Consider the following 21,381-nt stretch of genomic DNA (forward strand, 5'->3'; position numbering starts at 1 on the left):
GAAATTTCCTATGATGTTTGGACGCTTCACTGAAAGAGCACAGAAAGTCCTTGCGCTGGCACAAGAAGAAGCAGTGCGCCTAGGACATAACAATATCGGGACAGAGCACATCTTATTAGGGCTAGTAAGCGAAGGAGAAGGAATCGCTGCTAAGGCACTGTCTACTTTAGGATTAGAAACAGAGCGTATTCAAGAAGAGGTGGAGCAGCTAATCGGCCGCGGCCAGAAGATTACGGGTACACCTTACTACACGCCGCGGGCAAAGAAGGTAATTGAACTTTCCTTAGATGAGGCTAGAAAACTAGGACATTCCTATGTCGGAACAGAACATATCCTTCTCGGTTTGATTCGTGAGGGTGAAGGTGTTGCGGCTCGTGTATTGAATAACCTAGGTGTCAGCTTGAATAAAGCCCGTCAGCAAGTGTTGCAGCTCTTAGGAAGTAATGAATCATCTGCTGGCAAGCAGCGCGGTGGTCAGTCTGCAAGAGCGAATACGCCTACACTTGATTCTTTGGCACGAGACCTTACTGCAATTGCAAAAGAAGGCAATATCGATCCGGTTATCGGCCGCGAAAAAGAAATTGAGCGTGTTATCCAAGTTCTTAGCCGCCGGACAAAAAATAATCCTGTTTTAATCGGAGAGCCAGGTGTCGGTAAAACAGCCGTTGCTGAAGGACTGGCACAGCAAATCATTAATAACGAAGTACCAGAGATTCTCCGAGACAAGCGTGTAATGACGCTTGATATGGGTACGGTTGTAGCAGGTACTAAATATCGCGGAGAATTCGAGGATCGCTTGAAGAAAGTAATGGAGGAGATCCGCCAAGCGGGGAATATTATCCTCTTCATCGATGAACTGCATACACTAATTGGAGCAGGCGGGGCAGAAGGAGCGATTGATGCTTCCAACATCCTGAAGCCTTCCTTGGCTCGCGGAGAATTGCAGTGTATTGGTGCTACTACTTTAGATGAGTACCGTAAATATATCGAAAAAGATGCTGCGTTGGAACGACGCTTCCAGCCGATTCAAGTAGATGAGCCATCTGTTGAAGAATCCATTCAGATTTTAACTGGCTTACGTGACCGCTATGAAGCGCATCACCGTGTAACAATTACAGATGAGGCCATTCGAGCAGCAGCAGAATTTTCCGATCGTTATATTACAGATCGTTTCCTTCCGGATAAAGCAATTGACTTAATTGATGAAGCAGGTTCGAAAGTACGCCTTCGTTCTTATACAGCACCGCCGAATTTGAAAGAGCTTGAGCAGAAGTTAGAAGAGGTTCGCAAAGAGAAAGATGCAGCTGTACAAAGCCAGGAATTTGAAAAAGCTGCTTCCTTGCGTGATACAGAGCAGCGTCTACGTGATCAGCTGGATGAGACAAAGGATCAATGGAAAGAAAAGCAAGGACAGGAAAGCAGTGAAGTCACAGTGGAAGATATCGCTTCTGTTGTTTCTATCTGGACAGGTGTTCCTGTAGCAAGGCTGACGAAGGATGAATCAGAGCGATTGCTTAATATGGAGCAAACACTCCATGGACGTGTAATTGGCCAGGAAGAAGCTGTCTTGGCAATTTCTAAAGCAATTCGCCGTGCAAGAGCTGGACTGAAAGATCCGAAACGTCCTATCGGTTCCTTTATCTTCCTTGGCCCAACGGGTGTCGGGAAAACGGAATTGGCACGTGCACTGGCAGATACAATGTTCGGTGATGAAGATGCTATGATTCGTATCGACATGTCTGAGTATATGGAGCGTCATTCCACTGCACGTTTGGTTGGTTCTCCTCCAGGCTATGTAGGCTATGAAGAAGGCGGACAGCTTACTGAGAAGGTACGCCGTAAACCTTATTCTGTTGTTTTGCTTGATGAAGTTGAAAAAGCACATCCAGAAGTATTCAATATCCTGCTTCAAGTGCTGGAAGATGGTCGATTGACTGATTCCAAAGGGCGTCTGGTAGATTTCCGTAATACGGTATTGATCATGACATCCAATGTTGGTGCAAGTGAATTGAAACGCAGCAGATCACTTGGATTCGCAATGGACGAAGCAGATTCAAACTTTAAAGATATGAAAGCTAAAGTTACAGAGGAACTGAAAAAAGCTTTCCGTCCAGAGTTTCTTAACCGTATTGATGAAACAATCGTGTTCCATCCGCTTGAGAAGAAGCACATGAAGGACATTGTGACATTGATGACAGAGCAGCTTAAGAAACGTCTGGCGCAGCAGGAGATTGAATTCACACTCACTGATGCTGTTATCGAGAAGATTGCTAATGAAGGGTTTGATCCGGAATATGGCGCCAGACCGCTCCGCCGGGCAATCCAAAAGCATATAGAGGATCTGTTATCGGAAGAGTTGCTGCGTGAGAATATCAGCATGGGTCAACAAGTGAATATTGATGTAGATAAAGACGGTAAGTATGTCGTAACAGGCAAATAATGAATAGGGAGGTGTTTTTCGCCTCCCTTTTTTATTTTATTGTGTAATTATTTCTATAATATATAATTTGATTGATATATTTCTGTAACTTTTGTGCCGTAATTATCGTATAAAATGATGAAGAAGGATTTGATAGGCTTGGCAAAACGTAAGACAAAGTATGTATGTCAGGAATGTGGATATGAATCAGCGAAATGGATGGGTAAATGTCCGAGCTGCGGGAATTGGAATACATTTACCGAGGAAGTTGTAACTCCAGCGGGCGGCGGTGCATTTCGGCATTCCGCTGCGTCATCTACAGCGGCAAAGCCGCAATCTATTACAGCAATTCATTCCGAAAAGGAACCGCGAGTTACGACAAACTTGCCGGAATTTAACCGGGTCCTTGGAGGCGGAATTGTTCCAGGGTCACTTGTGTTAGTCGGCGGAGATCCTGGTATCGGAAAATCCACATTGCTTCTGCAAGTGAGTGCACAGCTGGCGGAGAAGGAATTGCGTGTTCTGTATATATCGGGTGAGGAATCGGCTCGCCAGACGAAGCTGCGGGCCGATCGGCTTGGGGTGAAGGCGGATGAGCTGTATGTTCTGTCTGAGACAAACCTTCAGGATATTGTTCGGCATATTGAGGAGATAAAGCCTGCTTTCGTTGTTGTCGATTCTATCCAAACGGTGTATCGAGAAGAAGTGACAAGTGCACCGGGAAGTGTGTCTCAAGTGCGGGAATCAACGAGTGAGCTGATGCGCGTCGCGAAAACGAACGGTATACCAATCTTTCTTGTTGGCCATGTGACCAAGGAAGGTGCTATTGCAGGTCCGAGACTGCTAGAGCATATGGTAGATGCAGTACTTTACTTCGAAGGAGAGCGTCACCATACATTCCGGATATTGCGCAGTGTAAAAAACAGGTTTGGAAGCACGAATGAAATGGGTATCTTCGAGATGAAAGAAGAGGGCCTTCGTGAAGTTACGAATCCTTCTGAGATCTTCTTAGAAGAGCGGTCGCAAGGAGCGGCGGGTTCTACTGTTGTAGCATCGATGGAAGGAACGCGACCTGTCCTTGTTGAGATTCAGGCACTCATCTCACCTACTAGTTTTGGTAACCCTCGCCGAATGGCTACCGGTACCGATCATAACCGTGTGCCATTGCTAATGGCGGTGCTTGAGAAGCGGGTTGGTCTTATGCTTCAAAATCAAGATGCTTATGTGAAAGTTGCCGGCGGAATGCGTCTGGATGAACCTGCTATTGATTTAGCTGTGGCGGCGAGCATTGCATCCAGTTTTAAGGACAAGCCAACTAAGCCGGATGATGTAATGATTGGAGAAGTAGGTTTGACTGGAGAGGTTAGGCGTGTTTCCCGAATTGAACAGCGTGTGCAAGAAGCAGCTAAGCTTGGGTTTAAGCGTGCTATAGTGCCTAAGAAGAATTTGGATGGCTGGACAACACCGTCAGGGATTAAAGTTGTCGGTGTGAACTCTGTAAGTGAAGCATTGCGAATTGTCCTGGGAGAGGATTAACCTCTCCTTATTCTGAAATATTTTTTTGACATATTCGCTATAACTATGCTACTATGTAATGTTTCCTAAATTGACGGAAACGCTAAAACATGCTACCGTTAAACTGCAATTATTTATTTTTACGTCTAATATATTTTATTTCAGGTAATACTTTCTGTTAGGAGGTGACAGTAATGTTAAAGCGTATCGTGCAATTATTTATTATCGTTGCAGGTGGTATGATCGGATTCATCTATATCCCTAATCTTATGGATTTAGTGAACACAGCCAATATCGGTTGGCTTGATTCTCCGATTGTAGGTTTAATTGGCGGAGCTATTCTATTATTCTTATTACTGTTCTGGGTGGTTGACTATATTGTCGGATTCATCCATTGGGTGGAGGACTCACTCGTTAAAACGCCGGCAGCTGATTTGTTCTTTGGCAGCGTTGGTCTCATCATTGGATTGGTCGTCGCGTACCTAATTACAATACCTATTCGAGGTATTAATTTTGTACTGGTTTCGGAAGTATTGCCGCTATTCGTTACAATATTCCTTGGCTATATTGGGTTCCAAGTCGGTTTCAAACGCCGGGATGAGTTCCTCAATATGATGACTTTGCCGAAGAAAGATAGGAAGAAGGCAGCGGATGAGATAGACGAGCGGGATGATAAAGAGGCAGCAATCCAGCCTAAATCTAAATTGCTGGATACAAGTGTTATCATTGACGGTCGTATCGCGGATATTTGTGAAACGAATTTCTTGGAAGGTACAATTGTCATCCCACAGTTTGTTCTGAATGAACTGCAGCATATTGCAGATTCGTCTGATGCATTGAAACGAAACCGCGGCCGCCGCGGATTGGATGTCTTGAATCGAATCCAAAAAGAAATGCCGGGCGTGCAGGTGGAATTTTACGAAGGTGATTTCGAGGATATCCCCGAAGTAGATTCTAAGCTAGTGAAATTGGCTAAAGTACTAAATGGTATTGTCGTGACAAATGATTTTAACTTGAATAAAGTGTGTGAGTTCCAAAATGTTCCGGTACTGAATATTAATGACTTGGCCAATGCGGTGAAGCCGGTAGTCATTCCGGGTGAGGAACTGACAGTCCAAGTAATTAAGGATGGTAAAGAGCATAATCAAGGTGTTGCGTACTTGGATGATGGTACGATGATTGTTGTCGAAGAAGGTAAGAATTATATCGGCAAGACAATTGAAGTGCTAATTACGAGTGTCTTGCAGACATCTGCGGGCAGAATGATCTTTGCGAAGCCGAAATTACTTGAAAAAGCATTGTAAAAAAGTATAACATGATAGAAGTAGACAAAAGTGATAACATGGGATGTTATCGCTTTTGTTTGGATTCGACATAATATAAGGCGGTAAAGTAGATGTATTATCAAGCTATCGTGTTAGCTGCCGGGCAAGGAAAACGTATGCAGGCAGGCCATAATAAACAATTCCTCTCAATTGGGCAGAAGCCGCTCATTGTGCACACGCTGACGGTTTTCGACAAGGATCCTTGGTGTGAATCAATTACACTTGTTGTCAGTAAAGCTGATAAGGAGTTGATGGCAGAGGTGCTTACATCGCAGAAATGGGCCACAGCTATCCATATGACTTATGGCGGAAGTGAGCGACAAGAGAGTGTCTTAATGGGGCTGGAAGCTCTGCCTAAAAATAATGGTATGGTTTTCATACACGATGGTGCGCGTCCGTTTGTCACAGTTGAAAGGCTCCATGCACTCGCTGAGGCTTGTCAGCAGCATCAAGCTGCCTTGCTGGCAGTACCAGTGACGGATACGATTAAAGTTCGAAGGGGAAACCGACTAGAGACGATGGACCGTGGGTTATTGTGGGCTGCACAAACACCGCAAGCCTTTGATTATCAGTTGATTTATGATGCGCACGTAACGGCAAAAGCAGATGGTGTACTTGGAACAGATGATGCTTCACTGGTAGAACGTCTCGAGCGTGATGTATTCATCGTAGAAGGCAGCTATGATAATATAAAGCTGACAACGCCTGAAGATTTATATAAAGCAGAAGCTTACTTAAATGGTAAATAAAGCGAGGGTCACATAATGTTTCGAATTGGACAAGGATTTGATGTACATGCATTTGCAGAAGACAGACCGTGTATTATCGGCGGAATTACGATTCCGTACGAATTAGGACTGCTTGGCCATTCAGATGCAGATGTACTATTACATACAATAGCGGATGCTTGCCTAGGTGCATTGGCGCTAGGTGATATCGGCAAACATTTTCCGGATACCGATCCGGCTTTCAAAGATGCGGATTCTGAAGTATTGCTGCGCCATGTGTGGCAGCTTGTAAAAGAGAAAGGGTTTAAACTGGGGAACCTGGACTGTACAGTTATTGCGCAGGCACCGAAAATGGCGCCGTACATTGACCAGATTCGTGAAAATGTAGCAAGCATGCTTGAAGCAGATCCTGATCAAATTAATGTAAAAGCAACAACAACAGAAAAACTAGGATTTACTGGACGAAAAGAAGGAATCGCTGCGCAAGCTGTTGTCCTTCTTCAGCAAGCCTAACTTAAAACAAAAGGGAGTAATTCTAATGACAAGACCTGTACGTGTAAGATATGCGCCAAGCCCGACTGGCCATTTGCATATTGGTAATGCACGAACTGCACTATTCAATTATTTATATGCACGCCATCATGATGGGAAATTCATCGTCCGCACAGAAGATACCGATCAAAAGCGTAATGTAGAAGGCGGCGAAGAAAGTCAGTTCAGCTATTTGAAATGGCTCGGAATTAAATGGGATGAAGGTGCGGATATCGGTGGGGAATACGGTCCATACCGCCAATTAGAGCGTCTGGATATTTATCAAAAATATGTAGATGAGCTGCTCGATCGCGGACTTGCTTATAAATGTTATGTAACAGAAGAGGAATTGGAAAAAGAGCGTGAAGAGCAAAAGGCAAACGGACAAGTGCCGAAATATTCAGGTGCACACCGTGATTTGACACCGGAGCAGGAAGCGGCATTTGTAGAAGAAGGAAGACAGCCGAGTATTCGTTTCCGAGTGCCGGAAAATAAAACGTATAAGTTCCAAGACATCGTACGCGATGAGATTAGCTTTGAGTCTAGTGATTTTGGTGATTGGGTTATCGTAAAAAAGAATGGTATTCCAACGTATAACTTCGCTGTAGCAGTTGATGACCATTTAATGGAAATTTCACATATCCTTCGCGGAGAAGAGCATATTTCCAACACACCGAAGCAGCTGATGATCTATGATGCATTTGGCTGGGAGCCGCCGCAGTTTGGTCATATGACATTAATTCTGAATGAAAACCGCAAAAAGCTATCCAAGCGAGATGAACATATCCTTCAGTTTATCGAGCAATATAAGAACTTAGGCTACTTGCCAGAGGCAATGTTTAACTTTATTAGTTTGCTTGGCTGGTCTCCAGTCGGTGAGGAAGAGATTTTCTCTAAAGAAGAGATTATCAAGATCTTTGACCCGAACCGTCTTTCTACTTCTGCAGCAATTTTCGATCCGCAGAAGCTAAAATGGATGAACAACCAATACATCAAGTCTGAAGATGCAGGCCGAATTGAGAAACTGACTTTGCCGCATTTGATTCAGGCAGGCAAGCTACCGGAAAACATGGAGGATTCTCGTCGTGACTGGGCTGCAGAGCTTATTGCGTTATATAAAGATCAGTTGAACTATGGTTCGGAAATCGTTGAATTGACAGAGCTATTCTTCCAAGAAGAGATTTCTTATGATGAAGAAGCAATGGCAGTTTTGAAGGATGAACAAGTACCAGAGGTATTGCAAGCCTTCTCTGAGCAATTGACAGCTTTGGAAGCATTCGAGCCAGATGCGATTAAAGGTGCAATCAAAGCAACCCAAAAACAGACAGGTCAAAAGGGTAAGAAACTATTCATGCCTATTCGTGTTGCAACGACAGGCTTCACACATGGACCAGAGCTTCCGAACTCCATTCACCTGCTTGGTGAAACGGTGGTCCAAAACCGCCTTCGTACTGCGATTGATCAGCTGACAAAGTAAAACATTCACTTTTTGTCAGAAATATAATATAGTAATACTACACATTCGAACGTAGAAGAGGAAAAGTACGTATCTGTCTTTCCATGCAGAGAGAGCCGCAAATGCTGCGAGCGGCTTTGGAAAGCTTTTGCGGAAATGCACCTCGGAGTCTTTTGCCGAACTAATAGTAGGCCAAAGCGGTTCTCACCGTTATCTGAGTCAAGCTGGGGAAGTCTGTCAGACTCGCCCAAATAGAGTGGAACCGCGCAAAAAGCGTCTCTGTCATTGTACAGAGGCGCTTTTTTTGTGGAACGAAGGAAGCGGAAAGGAAGGGGAAAATGGGATTTTTCAAAATGCTGAAAGAGGATGTTACGGTTGTTTTTGACCAAGATCCAGCGGCACGTTCTTATCTGGAAGTTATCCTAACGTACTCTGGTCTGCATGCCATCTGGTTTCATAGATTTGCGCACCAATTGTATAAGCATAAATTCTATTTCCTTGCCCGCGTTGTTTCACAAGTAAGTCGTCTTTTCACTGGTATTGAGATCCATCCTGGAGCAACAATCGGCCACCGATTCTTTATTGATCACGGAATGGGTGTCGTCATCGGAGAAACCTGTGAGATAGGTAATGATGTGACGATATTTCAAGGTGTGACACTGGGAGGTACCGGTAAGGAAAAAGGCAAACGCCATCCAACAGTGAAAGATAATGCACTTATTGCGACGGGTGCAAAAGTACTTGGTTCCATTACAATTGGAGCCAATTCAAAAATAGGAGCAGGATCTGTTGTCCTGCATGATGTCCCAGACTGTTCAACCGTAGTCGGCATTCCTGGCCGTGTCGTCATTAAAGATGGGGAGCGGGTCAGAAGAGATTTGGACCATCAGGACTTACCAGATCCAATTGCGGAGAAACTAAAACAAATGGACCAGGACATAAAAGAATTGCAGCGGGAATTAGCTGCAGCAAAAGGAGAGAAGCAGCATGTCGGTAAAGATTTATAATACGTTAAGCCGGAAGAAAGAACCGTTTGTTCCAATGGAAGAAGGAAAAGTGAGTATGTATGTATGCGGGCCTACGGTTTACAACTACATTCACATTGGAAATGCCAGGCCGCCAATTGTATTTGATACAGTCCGCCGTTATTTGGAATATCGCGGTTATGAAGTCAAATATGTTATGAATTTCACGGATGTTGACGATAAGATTATTAACGCAGCTAAGGAAATGGGCGAAGATGTTTACGCGGTAGCAGAGAAATTCATTCAAGCTTACAAAGAGGATACATCGGCGTTAGGCGTGAAAGAAGGTGCACTGCATCCGCGTGTTACGGAAAGCATGGAAGAGATTATCGATTTTGTTCAAGGCTTGATTGATAATGGGCATGCGTATGTTTCGGAAGGGGATGTATACTTCCGCACACGAAGCTTCGACGGCTACGGCAAACTGTCTCACCAACCTATTGATGAACTTCGCTCTGGTGCACGTATTCGTGTTGGCGAACAAAAAGATGATCCGCTTGATTTTGCATTATGGAAGAATGCAAAGCCTGGAGAAGTTTCCTGGGAAACACCATGGGGACACGGACGTCCTGGCTGGCATATTGAATGCTCGGCTATGGTGAAGAAACACCTAGGTGATACTATTGATATTCACGCAGGCGGTCAGGATCTAACTTTTCCGCACCATGAGAACGAGATTGCTCAATCAGAGGCACTCAATGGGAAATCATTTGCGAACTACTGGATGCATAACGGGCACATAAATATTGACAACGAAAAAATGTCTAAATCACTTGGCAACTTCATTCTTGCGCATGACCTGATTAAGAAGCATGATCCGCAAGTGCTGCGTTTCTTCATGCTGAGTGTGCACTACCGCAATCCAATCAACTTCACAGATGAACTATTGGAAAGTGCAAAAACAGGATTGGCGCGAATTAAGAATGCATATGACAATCTGCAGCATCGTAAAGCTGCAAGCACAAATCATGATAGCAATGAAGCGCGTATTTTGGAGCTGGTACAGCAGCTTGTAACTCGATTTGAACAAGAGATGGATGATGATTTCAATACAGCCAATGCTGTTTCTGTTCTGTTTGATCTTGCTAAAGAAGCAAATGTGTACTTACAGCAAGATCAAACATCTGAGCAGGTAATTGATGCATTCACAAAAGCATTCGAGGAACTTGGTGGAGTGCTTGGAATTGTATTCACTGCAGAAGAAGAATTACTAGATGATGAAATCGAAGGCTTGCTCACGCAGCGAGTGGAAGCGCGTAAGAATCGGGACTTTCAGGAAGCAGATCGAATTCGCGACCTGCTAAAGGAGAAAAACATCATCCTCGAGGATACGTCGCAAGGTACGCGCTGGAAAAGAGGGTAAGGCATGAACGTGAAGCAAACGAAAAGTCTAGCGCTCGCCTATATGGGAGACGCTGTATATGAAATCTATGTCCGCCGCCATCTTCTTCAGAAAGGAGAGGTCAAGCCGAATCAGCTGCATCACGCAGCTGTCACCTTCGTTTCCGCTAAGTCGCAAGCGAGGGTGATTCGGGATTGGCTCGAGCAGGATATGCTTTCAGAGGATGAACAGGGTGTCGTTCGAAGAGGGCGTAATGCCAAATCCGGTACGGTTCCAAAAAATACGGACGTTCAGACATATCGATATAGTACAGGATTTGAGGCGTTAATCGGCTATCACTATTTGCTGGAAGATACCGATCGTCTGGAATTTCTTGTACAAGCAGCAATTACACACGTAGAAGAGAGGAGACAGCAGCATGGCAGATGAATGGATAATCGGGAAGAATCCCGTAACAGAAGCGTTGCGATCAGGCCGATCTATTAACAAGATTATGGTTTCAGAGCACTTGCAGCCAAAAACATGGCAGTCAATACAAGAACTTGCTAAAGCGAGCGGCACAATTGTGCAAAAAGTACCGAAACGGAAATTAGATCAGCTTATTGAGGGAAGTCATCAAGGAATCGTTGCATCTGTAGCCGCATACGAATACAGCACGGTGGACGATTTATTCCGTGTAGCAGAGGAAAGAGGAGAGGAACCATTCTTCATTATCCTGGATGAGATGGAGGACCCGCATAATCTTGGCTCCATATTGCGGACAGCTGATTCTGTCGGAGCGCATGGTGTTATTATTCCGAAGCGGCGCTCGGTCAGCTTAACAGCTACAGTGGCGAAAACTTCTGCCGGAGCAATAGAGTATATTCCGGTCGCACGGGTAACCAATCTGGCTAAGACGATTGATGAACTGAAGGAGCGGAATGTATGGATTGCCGGCACAGCAGCAGAAGGGGCAATTGATTACCGTCGCCTGGATGCTGTCGGAGCAATAGGTCTTGTGATTGGCAATGAAGGAAAAGGCATTAGCCGACTTGTTCGGGAGAAATGTGACTGGACAGTTGCCCTCCCAATGAAAGGCAGTGTTACTTCTCTTAACGCAAGTGTTGCAGCAAGTCTGCTTATGTATGAAGTTCATCGCCAGCGTTTTCCGTTAGGAGAATAAAAATGATTATCTTAGTGGTCGATGGCTATAACGTCATTGGTGCATGGGATGAACTGCACGCACTCCGCGATAGGGACTTTGAACAATCACGCCAGCTTTTAATTGAGAAGCTGGCTGAGTATCAGGCATACACAGGTCAGCGAGTCATTGTCGTATTTGATGCTTACCATGTGAGAGGTTTGGAGAAAAAATACGAAAATTTTAAAGTAGAAGTTGTGTATACAAAAGAAAAAGAGACAGCTGATGACCGTATCGAAAAACTGATTAAAACGTTGAAAAATGTCAAGACACAAGTCTACGTTGCAACAAGCGATTACGCAGAGCAGCGTACTATATTTGGGCAAGGTGCACTTCGTAAATCATCTCGAGAACTATATCTGGAAATCAAGCAGATTGAGCGGGAAATCGACCAGGAAATAGAAGGATACAATACTCGACATTTTCCGCCAAAAATCCCTTTAAAGCCTGAAGTGCGAGATACCCTCGAAGCTTGGCGCAGAAGGAAGAAATAGCCAAAGTAGTATATTGACGGTTATTTGGACCGACTGTATAATGACCCTAATGTACTCGCGGTATATATGGTCAGGGGGAATCCTTAAGTGACAATTGTCAAACAGCGGACGGAAGACCAGGATTATGCAGTGATGGAAGATAGTGCACTTGTAGATTTAGTTAAAGCAGGACGCGTTGATGCCCTAGATTTTCTGATTAACAAGTATCGAAATTTTGTCAGAGCAAAAGCTCGTACGTATTTTCTGATTGGAGCCGACCGGGAAGACATTGTGCAAGAAGGTATGATTGGTCTGTACAAGGCCATCCGTGATTTTAACGGGGAAAAGCTGGCCTCATTTAAAGCATTTGCTGAACTGTGTGTGACAAGACAGATTATCACAGCAATTAAGACAGCAACAAGACAGAAGCATATCCCGCTCAATTCATATGTATCATTGGACAAGCCGATTTATGATGAAGAATCGGACAGGACATTGCTCGATATCATTGTCAGTTCCAAAGCGGGTGATCCGCAGGACGTCCTTATCAACCAGGAACGTTTCCTTGATATGGAGGAGAAGATGGCACAGCTGCTTAGTGAATTGGAAAGACAGGTGCTGGCTCTTTACTTGGATGGCAGATCTTATCAAGAGATTTCTGAGGAATTGAAGCGACACGTCAAATCAATAGACAATGCACTTCAGCGCGTAAAGCGGAAGTTAGAACGTTATCTAGAAATCAGCGAAGTGACACTATAAGCGCCGTTGACAAGCCATTTTAAGCGTGCTACAGTAAAATTGTGTCAAAATTACCCGAAGAGGGTGGAAATACTGCGTAAAACAGTTACATTAGCGTGTTCAGAATGTTTGAGCCGCAATTATTCAACAGCTAAGAATGCAAATCAAACACAGCGATTAGAGACAAAGAAATTCTGTAAACGATGCGACAAGCATACAGTCCATCGGGAGACGAAATAGACATCAATGCCTGTCGGCGAAAGTTTGGGGGTAGTACCATGAATCCTGTTACGTTTTTGAGAAATGTATCAAAAGAGATGAAGAAGGTCAGCTGGCCAACCGGCAAGGAATTATTCCGTTATACAATTGTAACTGTCCTGACAGTTGCGTTCACAGCTATATTTTTCGGTTTGGTCGATTTTGGGATCTCGGAGCTCTTAAATTTATTCTTTTGAATAATACCCACTAATATATGCTATAATGATATTAAATATTGCTCGCAGCGAAAAACCCGTTTCTATACGGGTTTTTTAAATTGGATTTTTTGCTTCAGCATTTGCAATAACTAAGAACTAAAGGGAGGGAAGGACAAGCGTTTGTCCTGACACATGGAAAAAAGATGGTATGTTGTACACACCTATTCTGGGTATGAAAATAAAGTAAAAGCCAACTTGGAGAAGAGACTCGATTCTATGGGGATGGAGGATAAAATCTTTCGCGTCGTTGTTCCAGAAGATGAAGAAACAGAGATCAAGAACGGCAAACGTAAAACATCGATGAAAAAGGTTTTTCCTGGTTATGTTTTGACTGAGATGGTCATGACAGATGACTCATGGTATGTTGTGCGGAATACACCTGGAGTAACAGGTTTCGTTGGCTCAACTGGTTCTGGGTCTAAACCGACGCCGTTATTAGAAGAAGAAGTAGAAGTTATTCTGAAGCGGATGGGTATGGAAGAAGCACTGACAGATTTCGATTTCGAAGAGAAAGAAAGTGTTCGTGTTACCGATGGTCCATTTAATGACTTTACAGGAACAATCGAGCATATTGACATGGATAAACAGAAAGTCAAAGTTCATGTAAATATGTTTGGAAGAGAAACTCCAGTTGAACTTGACTTCTCGCAGATCGAGAAATTATAATTCCCTTATCCGGAATTTATCTGGAAGGCCTCTTGCATTGTTTATGGATAAATGCTAGAATCTTAATGTTAATGACTATAGTTTATACTATCTATAGCTATATACAGACATGTTGAGTGGGAGGGTGACAAGCCCTATTACCACATCACGGACTTAAGGAGGTGTGTCTCGTGGCTAAAAAAGTAATCAAAGTTGTAAAATTGCAGATCCCTGCAGCAAAAGCGAATCCAGCTCCACCAGTAGGACCGGCATTAGGTCAAGCAGGTGTGAACATCATGGGATTCTGTAAGGAATTTAACGCCCGCACGCAAGAGCAAGCTGGCTTGATCATTCCAGTTGAAATCACGGTATTCGAAGACCGTTCATTTACATTCATCACTAAAACTCCGCCTGCTGCAGTCTTGCTTAAGAAAGCAGCTGGTATCGAATCAGGATCAGGTGAACCGAACCGCAACAAAGTTGCTACGGTTAAACGCGATAAAGTACAAGAAATCGCTGAATCCAAAATGCCTGACTTGAATGCTGCAAGTGTTGAAGCAGCAATGCGTATGGTTGAAGGTACTGCTCGCAGTATGGGAATTGTCATCGAAGACTAATTCTGTTTCAATCAAGGAAAATGACGAGGTTGCGTGAATGGAGGATACCATTTCGCAGCCTTTTTAAAAGCCGGCATTTCCGGCAATAGCGGGCTTTGTCCGCTCCGCTTTAACAAGTGGGAGGTCCTACCGTTAAAACCACAATCCGAGGAGGAAAAGGAAATGGCTGTAAAAAGCAAAAAGAAACAAGAAGCAATTAAGCTTGTTGATCGTACACAGCTGTACGAAGTAAAAGAAGCTGTTGAACTTGTCAAAAAGACAGCAACTGCTAAATTTGATGAAACAATCGAAGCTGCTTTCCGTTTGGGAGTAGACCCTAAGAAAGCTGACCAGCAAATTCGCGGAGCTATGGTATTGCCGCATGGTACTGGTAAATCTCAGCGCGTATTAGTATTCGCTAAAGGTGATAAAGCAAAAGAAGCAGAAGCTGCTGGAGCTGACTTCGTTGGCGAACAAGATCTAATCGCAAAAATCAACGGAGGCTGGTTCGAGTTTGACGTAATCGTTGCAACTCCGGACATGATGGCTGAAGTTGGTAAATTGGGCCGTGTACTAGGACCAAAAGGTCTTATGCCTAACCCGAAAACTGGCACAGTTACTTTCGACGTGACAAAAGCTATCCAGGAAATCAAAGCTGGTAAAGTTGAGTACCGCGTTGACAAGCAATCTAACGTTCATGTACCAATCGGTAAAGCTTCTTTCTCTCAAGAGAAATTGGAAGAAAACCTTGTTGCATTGATCGAACAGCTAGTTAAAGTTAAACCGCAAGCTTCCAAAGGCCTTTACATGAAGAATGCAGCAATTGCATCTACTATGGGTCCTGGAATCAAAGTTGACGTATCTCCTTTCCGTTAATCGTCTATTGACATCTAACTGGAAACACTATATAATCAACTGTGGTTAAAACCTAATAAACGTTATACCTAAGACAGCAGGTGCCTTCGGGCTTAATCTCCTGCCGAGGTGTGTGAGATATAACAGGCAGTCTGTTCCGACTGTTCCTATATGATCATGCCTCCATGTCGAATGGAGGCATTTTTCATGTTAACTCCAGGTATAATGGTGAACAAGCTAACAGGAGGTGGAACATATGTCCAATATCATCGAACAAAAGAAACAGGTTGTTACGGAAATCGCTGATAAATTCCAAGCGAGCCAATCTACAGTAATCGTAGACTACCGTGGTCTTTCTGTTTCTGAGGTGACTGAACTTCGCAAACAGCTTCGTGAAGCTAACGTGGATTTCAAAGTTTACAAAAACACAATGACTCGCCGTGCTACAGAAGTAGCTGGTTTGTCAGAACTAGACGAGAACTTGACAGGCCCAACTGCTATTGCCTTCAGTAATGAAGATGTAATCGCTCCTGCTAAGATCTTGAACGAGTTCGCTAAAAAGCATGAAGCGCTAGAAATCAAAGCTGGTGTCATCCAAGGCAATGTAGCTACTGTAGAACAAGTGCAAGAACTTGCATCTCTACCGAACTACGAAGGCTTGCTTTCTATGTTGCTTAGCGTGCTACAAGCACCGGTTCGCAACTTCGCTTATGCAGCGAAAGCAATCGCGGAACAAAAAGAAGAGCAAGGCGCGTAAGGCAGCCTGAGACTTCCAAACAAAAATACACATTTTCCAAGGAGGAAATAACATGTCTAAAGAGACAATCATTGAAGAGATTAAAGGTATGTCCGTTCTAGAATTGAACGATCTAGTTAAAGCTATCGAAGAAGAATTCGGCGTAACTGCTGCTGCTCCTGTAGCTGCTGCTGCTGGTGGCGCTGCTGAAGCTGCTGAAGAGCAAACTGAATTTGACGTTGTTCTTACAAGCGCTGGCGCTTCTAAAATCAAAGTTGTTAAAGCTGTACGCGAAGCAACTGGTCTAGGTCTTAAAGACGCGAAAGACCTTGTAGATAACGCTCCTGGTAACATCAAAGAAGGCGTTTCTAAAGAAGATGCTGAAGAACTTAAAGCTAAACTTGAAGAAGCTGGAGCTTCTGTAGAAGTTAAGTAATAACAAGAAAGCTCGCCCTCGGGCGAGCTTTCCTTTTATCTATTTCTCCATTTCTCCATGGCAGTCGTGAATGGATCCTGAAAAAGAAGGTGACCAATTATGTCGGATCATTATTATACTAACCAGCCAAATTCCGAAAGTGCTCCTGTTACATGGCAGTTCAGCTTAAAGGGAAAGGCACTCGTATTCACTTCGGATAGCGGTGTGTTTTCCAAGAAAGAAGTGGATTTCGGTTCTAGGGTCTTAATTGATGTTTTCCGTGAGCCAGAAATTAAAGGGGATATACTAGACCTGGGCTGTGGGTATGGGCCAATTGGCATTTCGTTCGCAAAAACATACGAAGAACGCTCTGTTGTTATGAGTGATGTGAATGAACGTGCTGTTGCACTTGCGAGACAGAATGCAAAGGCGAATGGTGCGGACAATACGTCTTTTTATGTGAGTGATCGCTTAACTGCTTTTTCGGACCGCAAATTTGCAGCAATTGCCACTAATCCTCCAATCCGGGCAGGCAAGAAGCTAGTTCATCAATTATTTGAAGAAAGCTATAACGCCTTGCTTCCTCAAGGTGAGCTCTGGGTAGTAATCCAGAAGAAACAGGGTGCGCCATCTGCTCAGGAAAAATTGAATCAGCTATTCGGTTCTTGTGAGATCGTGAAAAAAGATAAAGGCTATTATATTCTGCTAGCTAAAAAAGATTGACTCTAAGAAATGCTTGTGATAGTATTGTAAAATGCCAATAGGTAACGATACTTGGAGAAAATTATAATTTTCTTCAGTCATCGTGTTTAAACTGTCGGCTGATTGGCAAGACTGCTATCATTATTATGCTTTTTGCCGTCGTCGATTTTTATTTTAATATGTATGATTAGGGTATGTCGCCATTCGGGGGAGCTAGTAAGCTGAATTTTTAACGGTTTTTATGAAAAAACCTTTTTCGCTTTTAGTTTGCAGGCGGCGCAGAGTGAACAGTAGGGAGAATTTTGCTGTTGAGACTATACCACTTTTTGTTTTTGATTAAACAGGAAGGGAAGCCCGCTTCATTACAACATTCACATCACATTCGTATTTATGCGAATGCTTTTCTATGTAAAAGAGAAGATGTGAACAATGTAAATATTGTGGCGATTCATTTATGTTAGCTACAATATATAATTTATTGCTTGGAAAGTCAATCGGCATTTCCGGCAATTCAGGCAGACCTTTATCCGAAGAAGGCCCGTTATGTCTCATGCAGGCAGCGGGAATAAACTGTCGCAAAGTGTTGATTTACTGCAGTTTACGGACTGTAGCTTGAATACATTACTAATGTTTGATTTGAGGGGTGAAGCTGTTGACAGGTCAAGTAGTTCAGTATGGACGACACCGCCAGCGCAGAAGCTATGCACGTATTAGTGAAGTGCTAGAGTTACCGAATCTTATCGAGATTCAAACCGCTTCTTATGAATGGTTCTTAGAAGAAGGATTGCGAGAAATGTTCCAGGATATTTCCCCGATTGAGGATTTTGCGGGTAATCTATCTCTGGAATTTGTCGACTATAGCCTTGGCGAACCGAAGTATCCAGTAGATGAAGCGAAAGAAAGAGACGTTACCTATAACGCTCCACTTCGTGTGAAGGTCCGTTTGTTGAATAACGAAACAGGCGAAGTGAAAGAACAAGAAGTATTCATGGGTGACTTCCCATTAATGACTGATACAGGTACGTTCGTCATTAATGGTGCGGAACGTGTTATCGTTTCTCAGCTTGTTCGCTCCCCTAGTGTTTATTTCAGTGAAAAAGTTGACAAGAACGGAAAACGCGGTCATACAGCAACTGTAATTCCTAACCGTGGTGCATGGCTGGAATTTGAAACAGATGCGAAAGACGTTGTACACGTACGTATTGACCGTACTCGTAAACTGCCAATCACTGTATTGCTTCGTGCACTTGGATTCGGAACTGACCAAGAAATCATTGATTTAATTGGTGAGAACGAATACCTACGTAACACTTTGGAGAAAGACAATACAGAAACAACAGAAAAAGCATTGCTTGAGATTTATGAGCGTCTTCGCCCAGGTGAGCCGCCAACAGTAGAGAATGCAAAAAGCTTGCTTGTTTCTCGTTTCTTTGATCCAAAACGTTATGACCTAGCGCATGTAGGTCGTTACAAAATGAATAAAAAACTTAACATCGCAAACCGTCTTTTCAACCAAACTTTGGCTGAGCCAGTTGTTGATGAAGAGACAGGCGAAGTGCTTGCTCAAAAAGGCGATAAATTAGACCGTCGTTTGCTTGATAAGATCCTTCCTTACTTGGACGGAACAAACAGTAAATTCGGTGAAAATGTTGTTGAACCTCATGATGGTGTTGTAGAAGAGCCAGTTGTAGTGCAGACAATTAAAATCGTCGATCCTACAGATCCTGAAGGTGAGCGCACATTAAATGTCACTGGTAACGCTACGGTTGATGACAGCATCAAGAACCTTGATCCTGCTGATATCTTATCTGCTGTCAGCTACTTCTTTAACTTATTGTATGAAGTAGGCGGCACAGATGACATTGACCATCTTGGTAACAGAAGATTGCGTTCTGTTGGTGAGCTGCTTCAGAACCAGTTCCGTATCGGTCTATCTCGTATGGAGCGTGTGGTAAGAGAGCGTATGTCTATCCAAGACACTTCTTCCATCACACCGCAGCAGCTGATCAATATTCGTCCGGTAATTGCATCAATTAAAGAGTTCTTTGGTAGCTCTCAGCTTTCCCAGTTCATGGACCAAACGAATCCGCTTGGCGAATTGACGCATAAACGTCGTCTTTCTGCTTTGGGACCTGGTGGACTTACGCGGGAACGTGCCGGCTTTGAGGTTCGTGACGTACATTACTCCCACTATGGAAGAATGTGTCCGATCGAAACGCCAGAGGGTCCGAACATTGGTTTGATTAACTCACTATCCTCTTATGCGAAAGTGAATAAATTTGGATTTATCGAAACGCCTTACCGCCGCGTTGATCCAGAAACAAACCGTGTTACAGAACATATCGACTACCTAACTGCTGATGAGCAAGATAACTATGTTATCGCACAGGCAAACTCTCCGTTACTAGAAGACGGAAGCTTCGAGAACGAAGAAGTAGTTGCTCGTTTCCGTGAGGAGAATACAATCGTAGGCCGTGATCGCGTTGATTACATGGACGTATCACCGAAGCAGGTTGTATCTGCCGCAACGGCGTGTATTCCTTTCTTGGAAAACGATGACTCCAACCGTGCACTAATGGGTGCGAACATGCAGCGACAAGCAGTACCGTTGATGCAGCCAGAAGCGCCAATCGTTGGTACGGGTATGGAATATGTATCTGGTAAAGACTCCGGTGCAGCTGTTATCTGCCGCGAAGACGGTATCGTAGAGCGTGTAGAAGCAAAAGAAATCTTTGTACGCCGCGTTACAGAAGTTGGCGGCAGTGAAGTAAAAGGCGATACAGACCGTTATCGTTTGCAGAAGTTTAAACGTTCCAACCAAGGAACTTGTTATAACCAGCGTCCAATCGTAAGTGTTGGCGACCGCGTCACAAAAGGAGAAATCCTTGCTGACGGACCTTCTATGGAAGATGGAGAGCTTGCACTTGGTCGTAACGTACTAGTTGCCTTCATGACATGGGAAGGTTATAACTACGAGGATGCGATCATCATGAGTGAACGCCTTGTAAAAGATGATGTTTATACATCTATCCACATCGAGGAGTACGAATCAGAAGCTCGTGATACGAAGCTTGGACCAGAAGAAATCACTCGCGATATCCCTAACGTTGGGGAAGACGCACTGAAGAATCTTGACGAGCGCGGTATCATCCGTGTCGGTGCTGAGGTTTCCGATGGTGATTTGCTTGTTGGTAAAGTAACACCTAAAGGCGTAACAGAGCTTTCTGCTGAAGAACGTCTATTGCACGCAATCTTCGGTGAAAAGGCTCGTGAAGTACGTGATACTTCCCTTCGTGTACCACATGGTGCCGGCGGTATTGTCTTGGATGTTAAAATCTTCAACCGTGAAGATGGCGATGAGCTTCCTCCAGGTGTAAACCAGCTAGTGCGTGCTTACATCGTTCAGAAACGTAAGATTTCTGAAGGGGATAAGATGGCCGGACGTCACGGTAACAAAGGTGTTATCTCTAAAATCCTTCCAGAAGAGGATATGCCGTTCATGCCAGACGGCACACCAGTTGATATCATGCTTAACCCACTAGGGGTACCATCTCGTATGAATATCGGTCAGGTGTTTGAGCTTCATTTAGGAATGGCAGCTCGTGCTCTGGGCATCCACGTTGCAACACCAGTATTTGATGGTGCGCGTGAAGAAGATGTTTGGGAAACACTTGAAGAAGCTGGAATGCCGCGTGATGCGAAAACAATCCTTTACGACGGAAGATCCGGTGAACCATTTGATAACCGCGTTTCTGTTGGTGTATCGTACATGATCAAGCTTGCCCACATGGTTGATGACAAGCTGCATGCACGTTCCACGGGTCCTTACTCTCTTGTTACGCAGCAGCCGCTCGGTGGTAAAGCACAGTTCGGTGGACAGCGTTTCGGTGAGATGGAGGTATGGGCACTTGAAGCATATGGTGCAGCATACACATTGCAAGAGATTCTAACAGTTAAATCCGATGACGTAGTCGGACGTGTGAAAACTTATGAAGCTATTGTTAAAGGTGACAATGTACCAGAGCCAGGTGTACCAGAATCATTCAAAGTATTGATCAAAGAGCTTCAGAGTCTTGGTATGGATGTTAAAATCCTCAATGGTGATGAAGAAGAAGTAGAATTGCGCGAACTCGAGGATGAAGACGATACGCAAGCACCTGACCGCATCAATCTTGATGTGCAGGAAGGTTAAGCGACGTAACATCAACTGCAGGGCAGTAACGG

The 21,381-nt window shown here is 44.0% G+C and carries 21 protein-coding genes and 2 other annotated features; all 21 genes read left to right on the top strand.

Annotation, left to right across the window (positions count from 1 at the left end; genetic code table 11):
• Positions 1-10 precede the first annotated feature (10 nt).
• Positions 11-2,440, top strand: coding sequence for an ATP-dependent protease ATP-binding subunit ClpC (gene clpC, locus KS242_RS00750; protein WP_217322596.1), 2,430 nt, complete (start codon positions 11-13; stop codon positions 2,438-2,440).
• Between the two features lie 138 nt (positions 2,441-2,578).
• The gene (radA, locus tag KS242_RS00755; protein WP_217322597.1) at positions 2,579-3,955 is read left to right on the top strand and encodes a DNA repair protein RadA; all 1,377 of its coding nucleotides are present in this window, start codon (positions 2,579-2,581) and stop codon (positions 3,953-3,955) included.
• A gap of 173 nt (positions 3,956-4,128) precedes the next feature.
• Positions 4,129-5,238: a PIN/TRAM domain-containing protein gene (locus tag KS242_RS00760; protein ID WP_217322598.1), complete on the top strand. Its 1,110-nt coding sequence runs from the start codon at positions 4,129-4,131 to the stop codon at positions 5,236-5,238.
• Between the two features lie 92 nt (positions 5,239-5,330).
• A complete protein-coding gene (ispD, locus tag KS242_RS00765; protein ID WP_217322599.1) occupies positions 5,331-6,008 on the top strand; it encodes a 2-C-methyl-D-erythritol 4-phosphate cytidylyltransferase in 678 nt (225 codons plus the stop codon).
• Positions 6,009-6,023: 15 nt separating this feature from the next.
• Entirely contained in the window at positions 6,024-6,500 is a 477-nt protein-coding gene (ispF, locus tag KS242_RS00770; protein WP_217322600.1) for a 2-C-methyl-D-erythritol 2,4-cyclodiphosphate synthase, read from the top strand.
• 25 nt (positions 6,501-6,525) lie between these two features.
• Positions 6,526-7,995, top strand: coding sequence for a glutamate--tRNA ligase (gene gltX / locus KS242_RS00775; protein WP_217322601.1), 1,470 nt, complete (start codon positions 6,526-6,528; stop codon positions 7,993-7,995).
• A 43-nt stretch (positions 7,996-8,038) separates the two neighbouring features.
• Positions 8,039-8,258 (top strand) — a binding site (T-box leader).
• A gap of 54 nt (positions 8,259-8,312) precedes the next feature.
• Positions 8,313-8,981, top strand: coding sequence for a serine O-acetyltransferase (gene cysE, locus KS242_RS00780; RefSeq protein ID WP_217322602.1), 669 nt, complete (start codon positions 8,313-8,315; stop codon positions 8,979-8,981).
• Entirely contained in the window at positions 8,962-10,362 is a 1,401-nt protein-coding gene (cysS, locus tag KS242_RS00785; protein WP_217322603.1) for a cysteine--tRNA ligase, read from the top strand. Before cysE ends, cysS begins: the two co-directional genes overlap by 20 nt.
• A gap of 3 nt (positions 10,363-10,365) precedes the next feature.
• Positions 10,366-10,770: a Mini-ribonuclease 3 gene (locus KS242_RS00790; protein ID WP_217322604.1), complete on the top strand. Its 405-nt coding sequence runs from the start codon at positions 10,366-10,368 to the stop codon at positions 10,768-10,770.
• Positions 10,760-11,503, top strand: a complete 744-nt coding sequence (gene rlmB, locus KS242_RS00795; RefSeq protein ID WP_217322605.1) for a 23S rRNA (guanosine(2251)-2'-O)-methyltransferase RlmB — start codon at positions 10,760-10,762, stop codon at positions 11,501-11,503. The genes KS242_RS00790 and rlmB overlap by 11 nt, the downstream gene beginning before the upstream one ends.
• Before the next feature lie 2 nt (positions 11,504-11,505).
• Positions 11,506-12,015 (top strand): NYN domain-containing protein, encoded by a 510-nt coding sequence (locus KS242_RS00800; protein ID WP_217322606.1) that lies wholly within the window; start codon positions 11,506-11,508, stop codon positions 12,013-12,015.
• Positions 12,016-12,102: 87 nt separating this feature from the next.
• Complete coding sequence (gene sigH, locus KS242_RS00805; RefSeq protein WP_217322607.1) at positions 12,103-12,753, top strand: RNA polymerase sporulation sigma factor SigH; 651 nt, start codon at positions 12,103-12,105, stop codon at positions 12,751-12,753.
• 72 nt (positions 12,754-12,825) lie between these two features.
• The gene (rpmG, locus tag KS242_RS00810) at positions 12,826-12,972 is read left to right on the top strand and encodes a 50S ribosomal protein L33 (protein ID WP_217324016.1); all 147 of its coding nucleotides are present in this window, start codon (positions 12,826-12,828) and stop codon (positions 12,970-12,972) included.
• A gap of 38 nt (positions 12,973-13,010) precedes the next feature.
• Positions 13,011-13,187 (top strand): preprotein translocase subunit SecE, encoded by a 177-nt coding sequence (secE, locus tag KS242_RS00815; protein WP_077304056.1) that lies wholly within the window; start codon positions 13,011-13,013, stop codon positions 13,185-13,187.
• Between the two features lie 153 nt (positions 13,188-13,340).
• Positions 13,341-13,874, top strand: coding sequence for a transcription termination/antitermination protein NusG (gene nusG, locus KS242_RS00820; protein WP_097043535.1), 534 nt, complete (start codon positions 13,341-13,343; stop codon positions 13,872-13,874).
• A gap of 170 nt (positions 13,875-14,044) precedes the next feature.
• The gene (rplK, locus tag KS242_RS00825) at positions 14,045-14,470 is read left to right on the top strand and encodes a 50S ribosomal protein L11 (RefSeq protein ID WP_143588801.1); all 426 of its coding nucleotides are present in this window, start codon (positions 14,045-14,047) and stop codon (positions 14,468-14,470) included.
• A gap of 162 nt (positions 14,471-14,632) precedes the next feature.
• On the top strand, positions 14,633-15,325 hold the full coding sequence (gene rplA / locus KS242_RS00830; protein ID WP_097043536.1) for a 50S ribosomal protein L1: 693 nt from the start codon (positions 14,633-14,635) through the stop codon (positions 15,323-15,325).
• 49 nt (positions 15,326-15,374) lie between these two features.
• Positions 15,375-15,519, top strand: a sequence feature (ribosomal protein L10 leader region).
• A 41-nt stretch (positions 15,520-15,560) separates the two neighbouring features.
• Positions 15,561-16,061, top strand: a complete 501-nt coding sequence (gene rplJ / locus KS242_RS00835; RefSeq protein ID WP_217322608.1) for a 50S ribosomal protein L10 — start codon at positions 15,561-15,563, stop codon at positions 16,059-16,061.
• Positions 16,062-16,113: 52 nt separating this feature from the next.
• Positions 16,114-16,476 (top strand): 50S ribosomal protein L7/L12, encoded by a 363-nt coding sequence (gene rplL, locus KS242_RS00840; RefSeq protein ID WP_217322609.1) that lies wholly within the window; start codon positions 16,114-16,116, stop codon positions 16,474-16,476.
• 99 nt (positions 16,477-16,575) lie between these two features.
• Positions 16,576-17,178 (top strand): class I SAM-dependent methyltransferase, encoded by a 603-nt coding sequence (locus KS242_RS00845; RefSeq protein WP_217322610.1) that lies wholly within the window; start codon positions 16,576-16,578, stop codon positions 17,176-17,178.
• Between the two features lie 631 nt (positions 17,179-17,809).
• Complete coding sequence (rpoB, locus tag KS242_RS00850) at positions 17,810-21,349, top strand: DNA-directed RNA polymerase subunit beta (protein ID WP_217322611.1); 3,540 nt, start codon at positions 17,810-17,812, stop codon at positions 21,347-21,349.
• Positions 21,350-21,381 lie beyond the last annotated feature (32 nt).

Origin of the sequence: Terribacillus sp. DMT04 (assembly GCF_019056395.1) — a bacterium.
Lineage (GTDB): Bacteria > Bacillota > Bacilli > Bacillales > Amphibacillaceae > Terribacillus > Terribacillus aidingensis_A.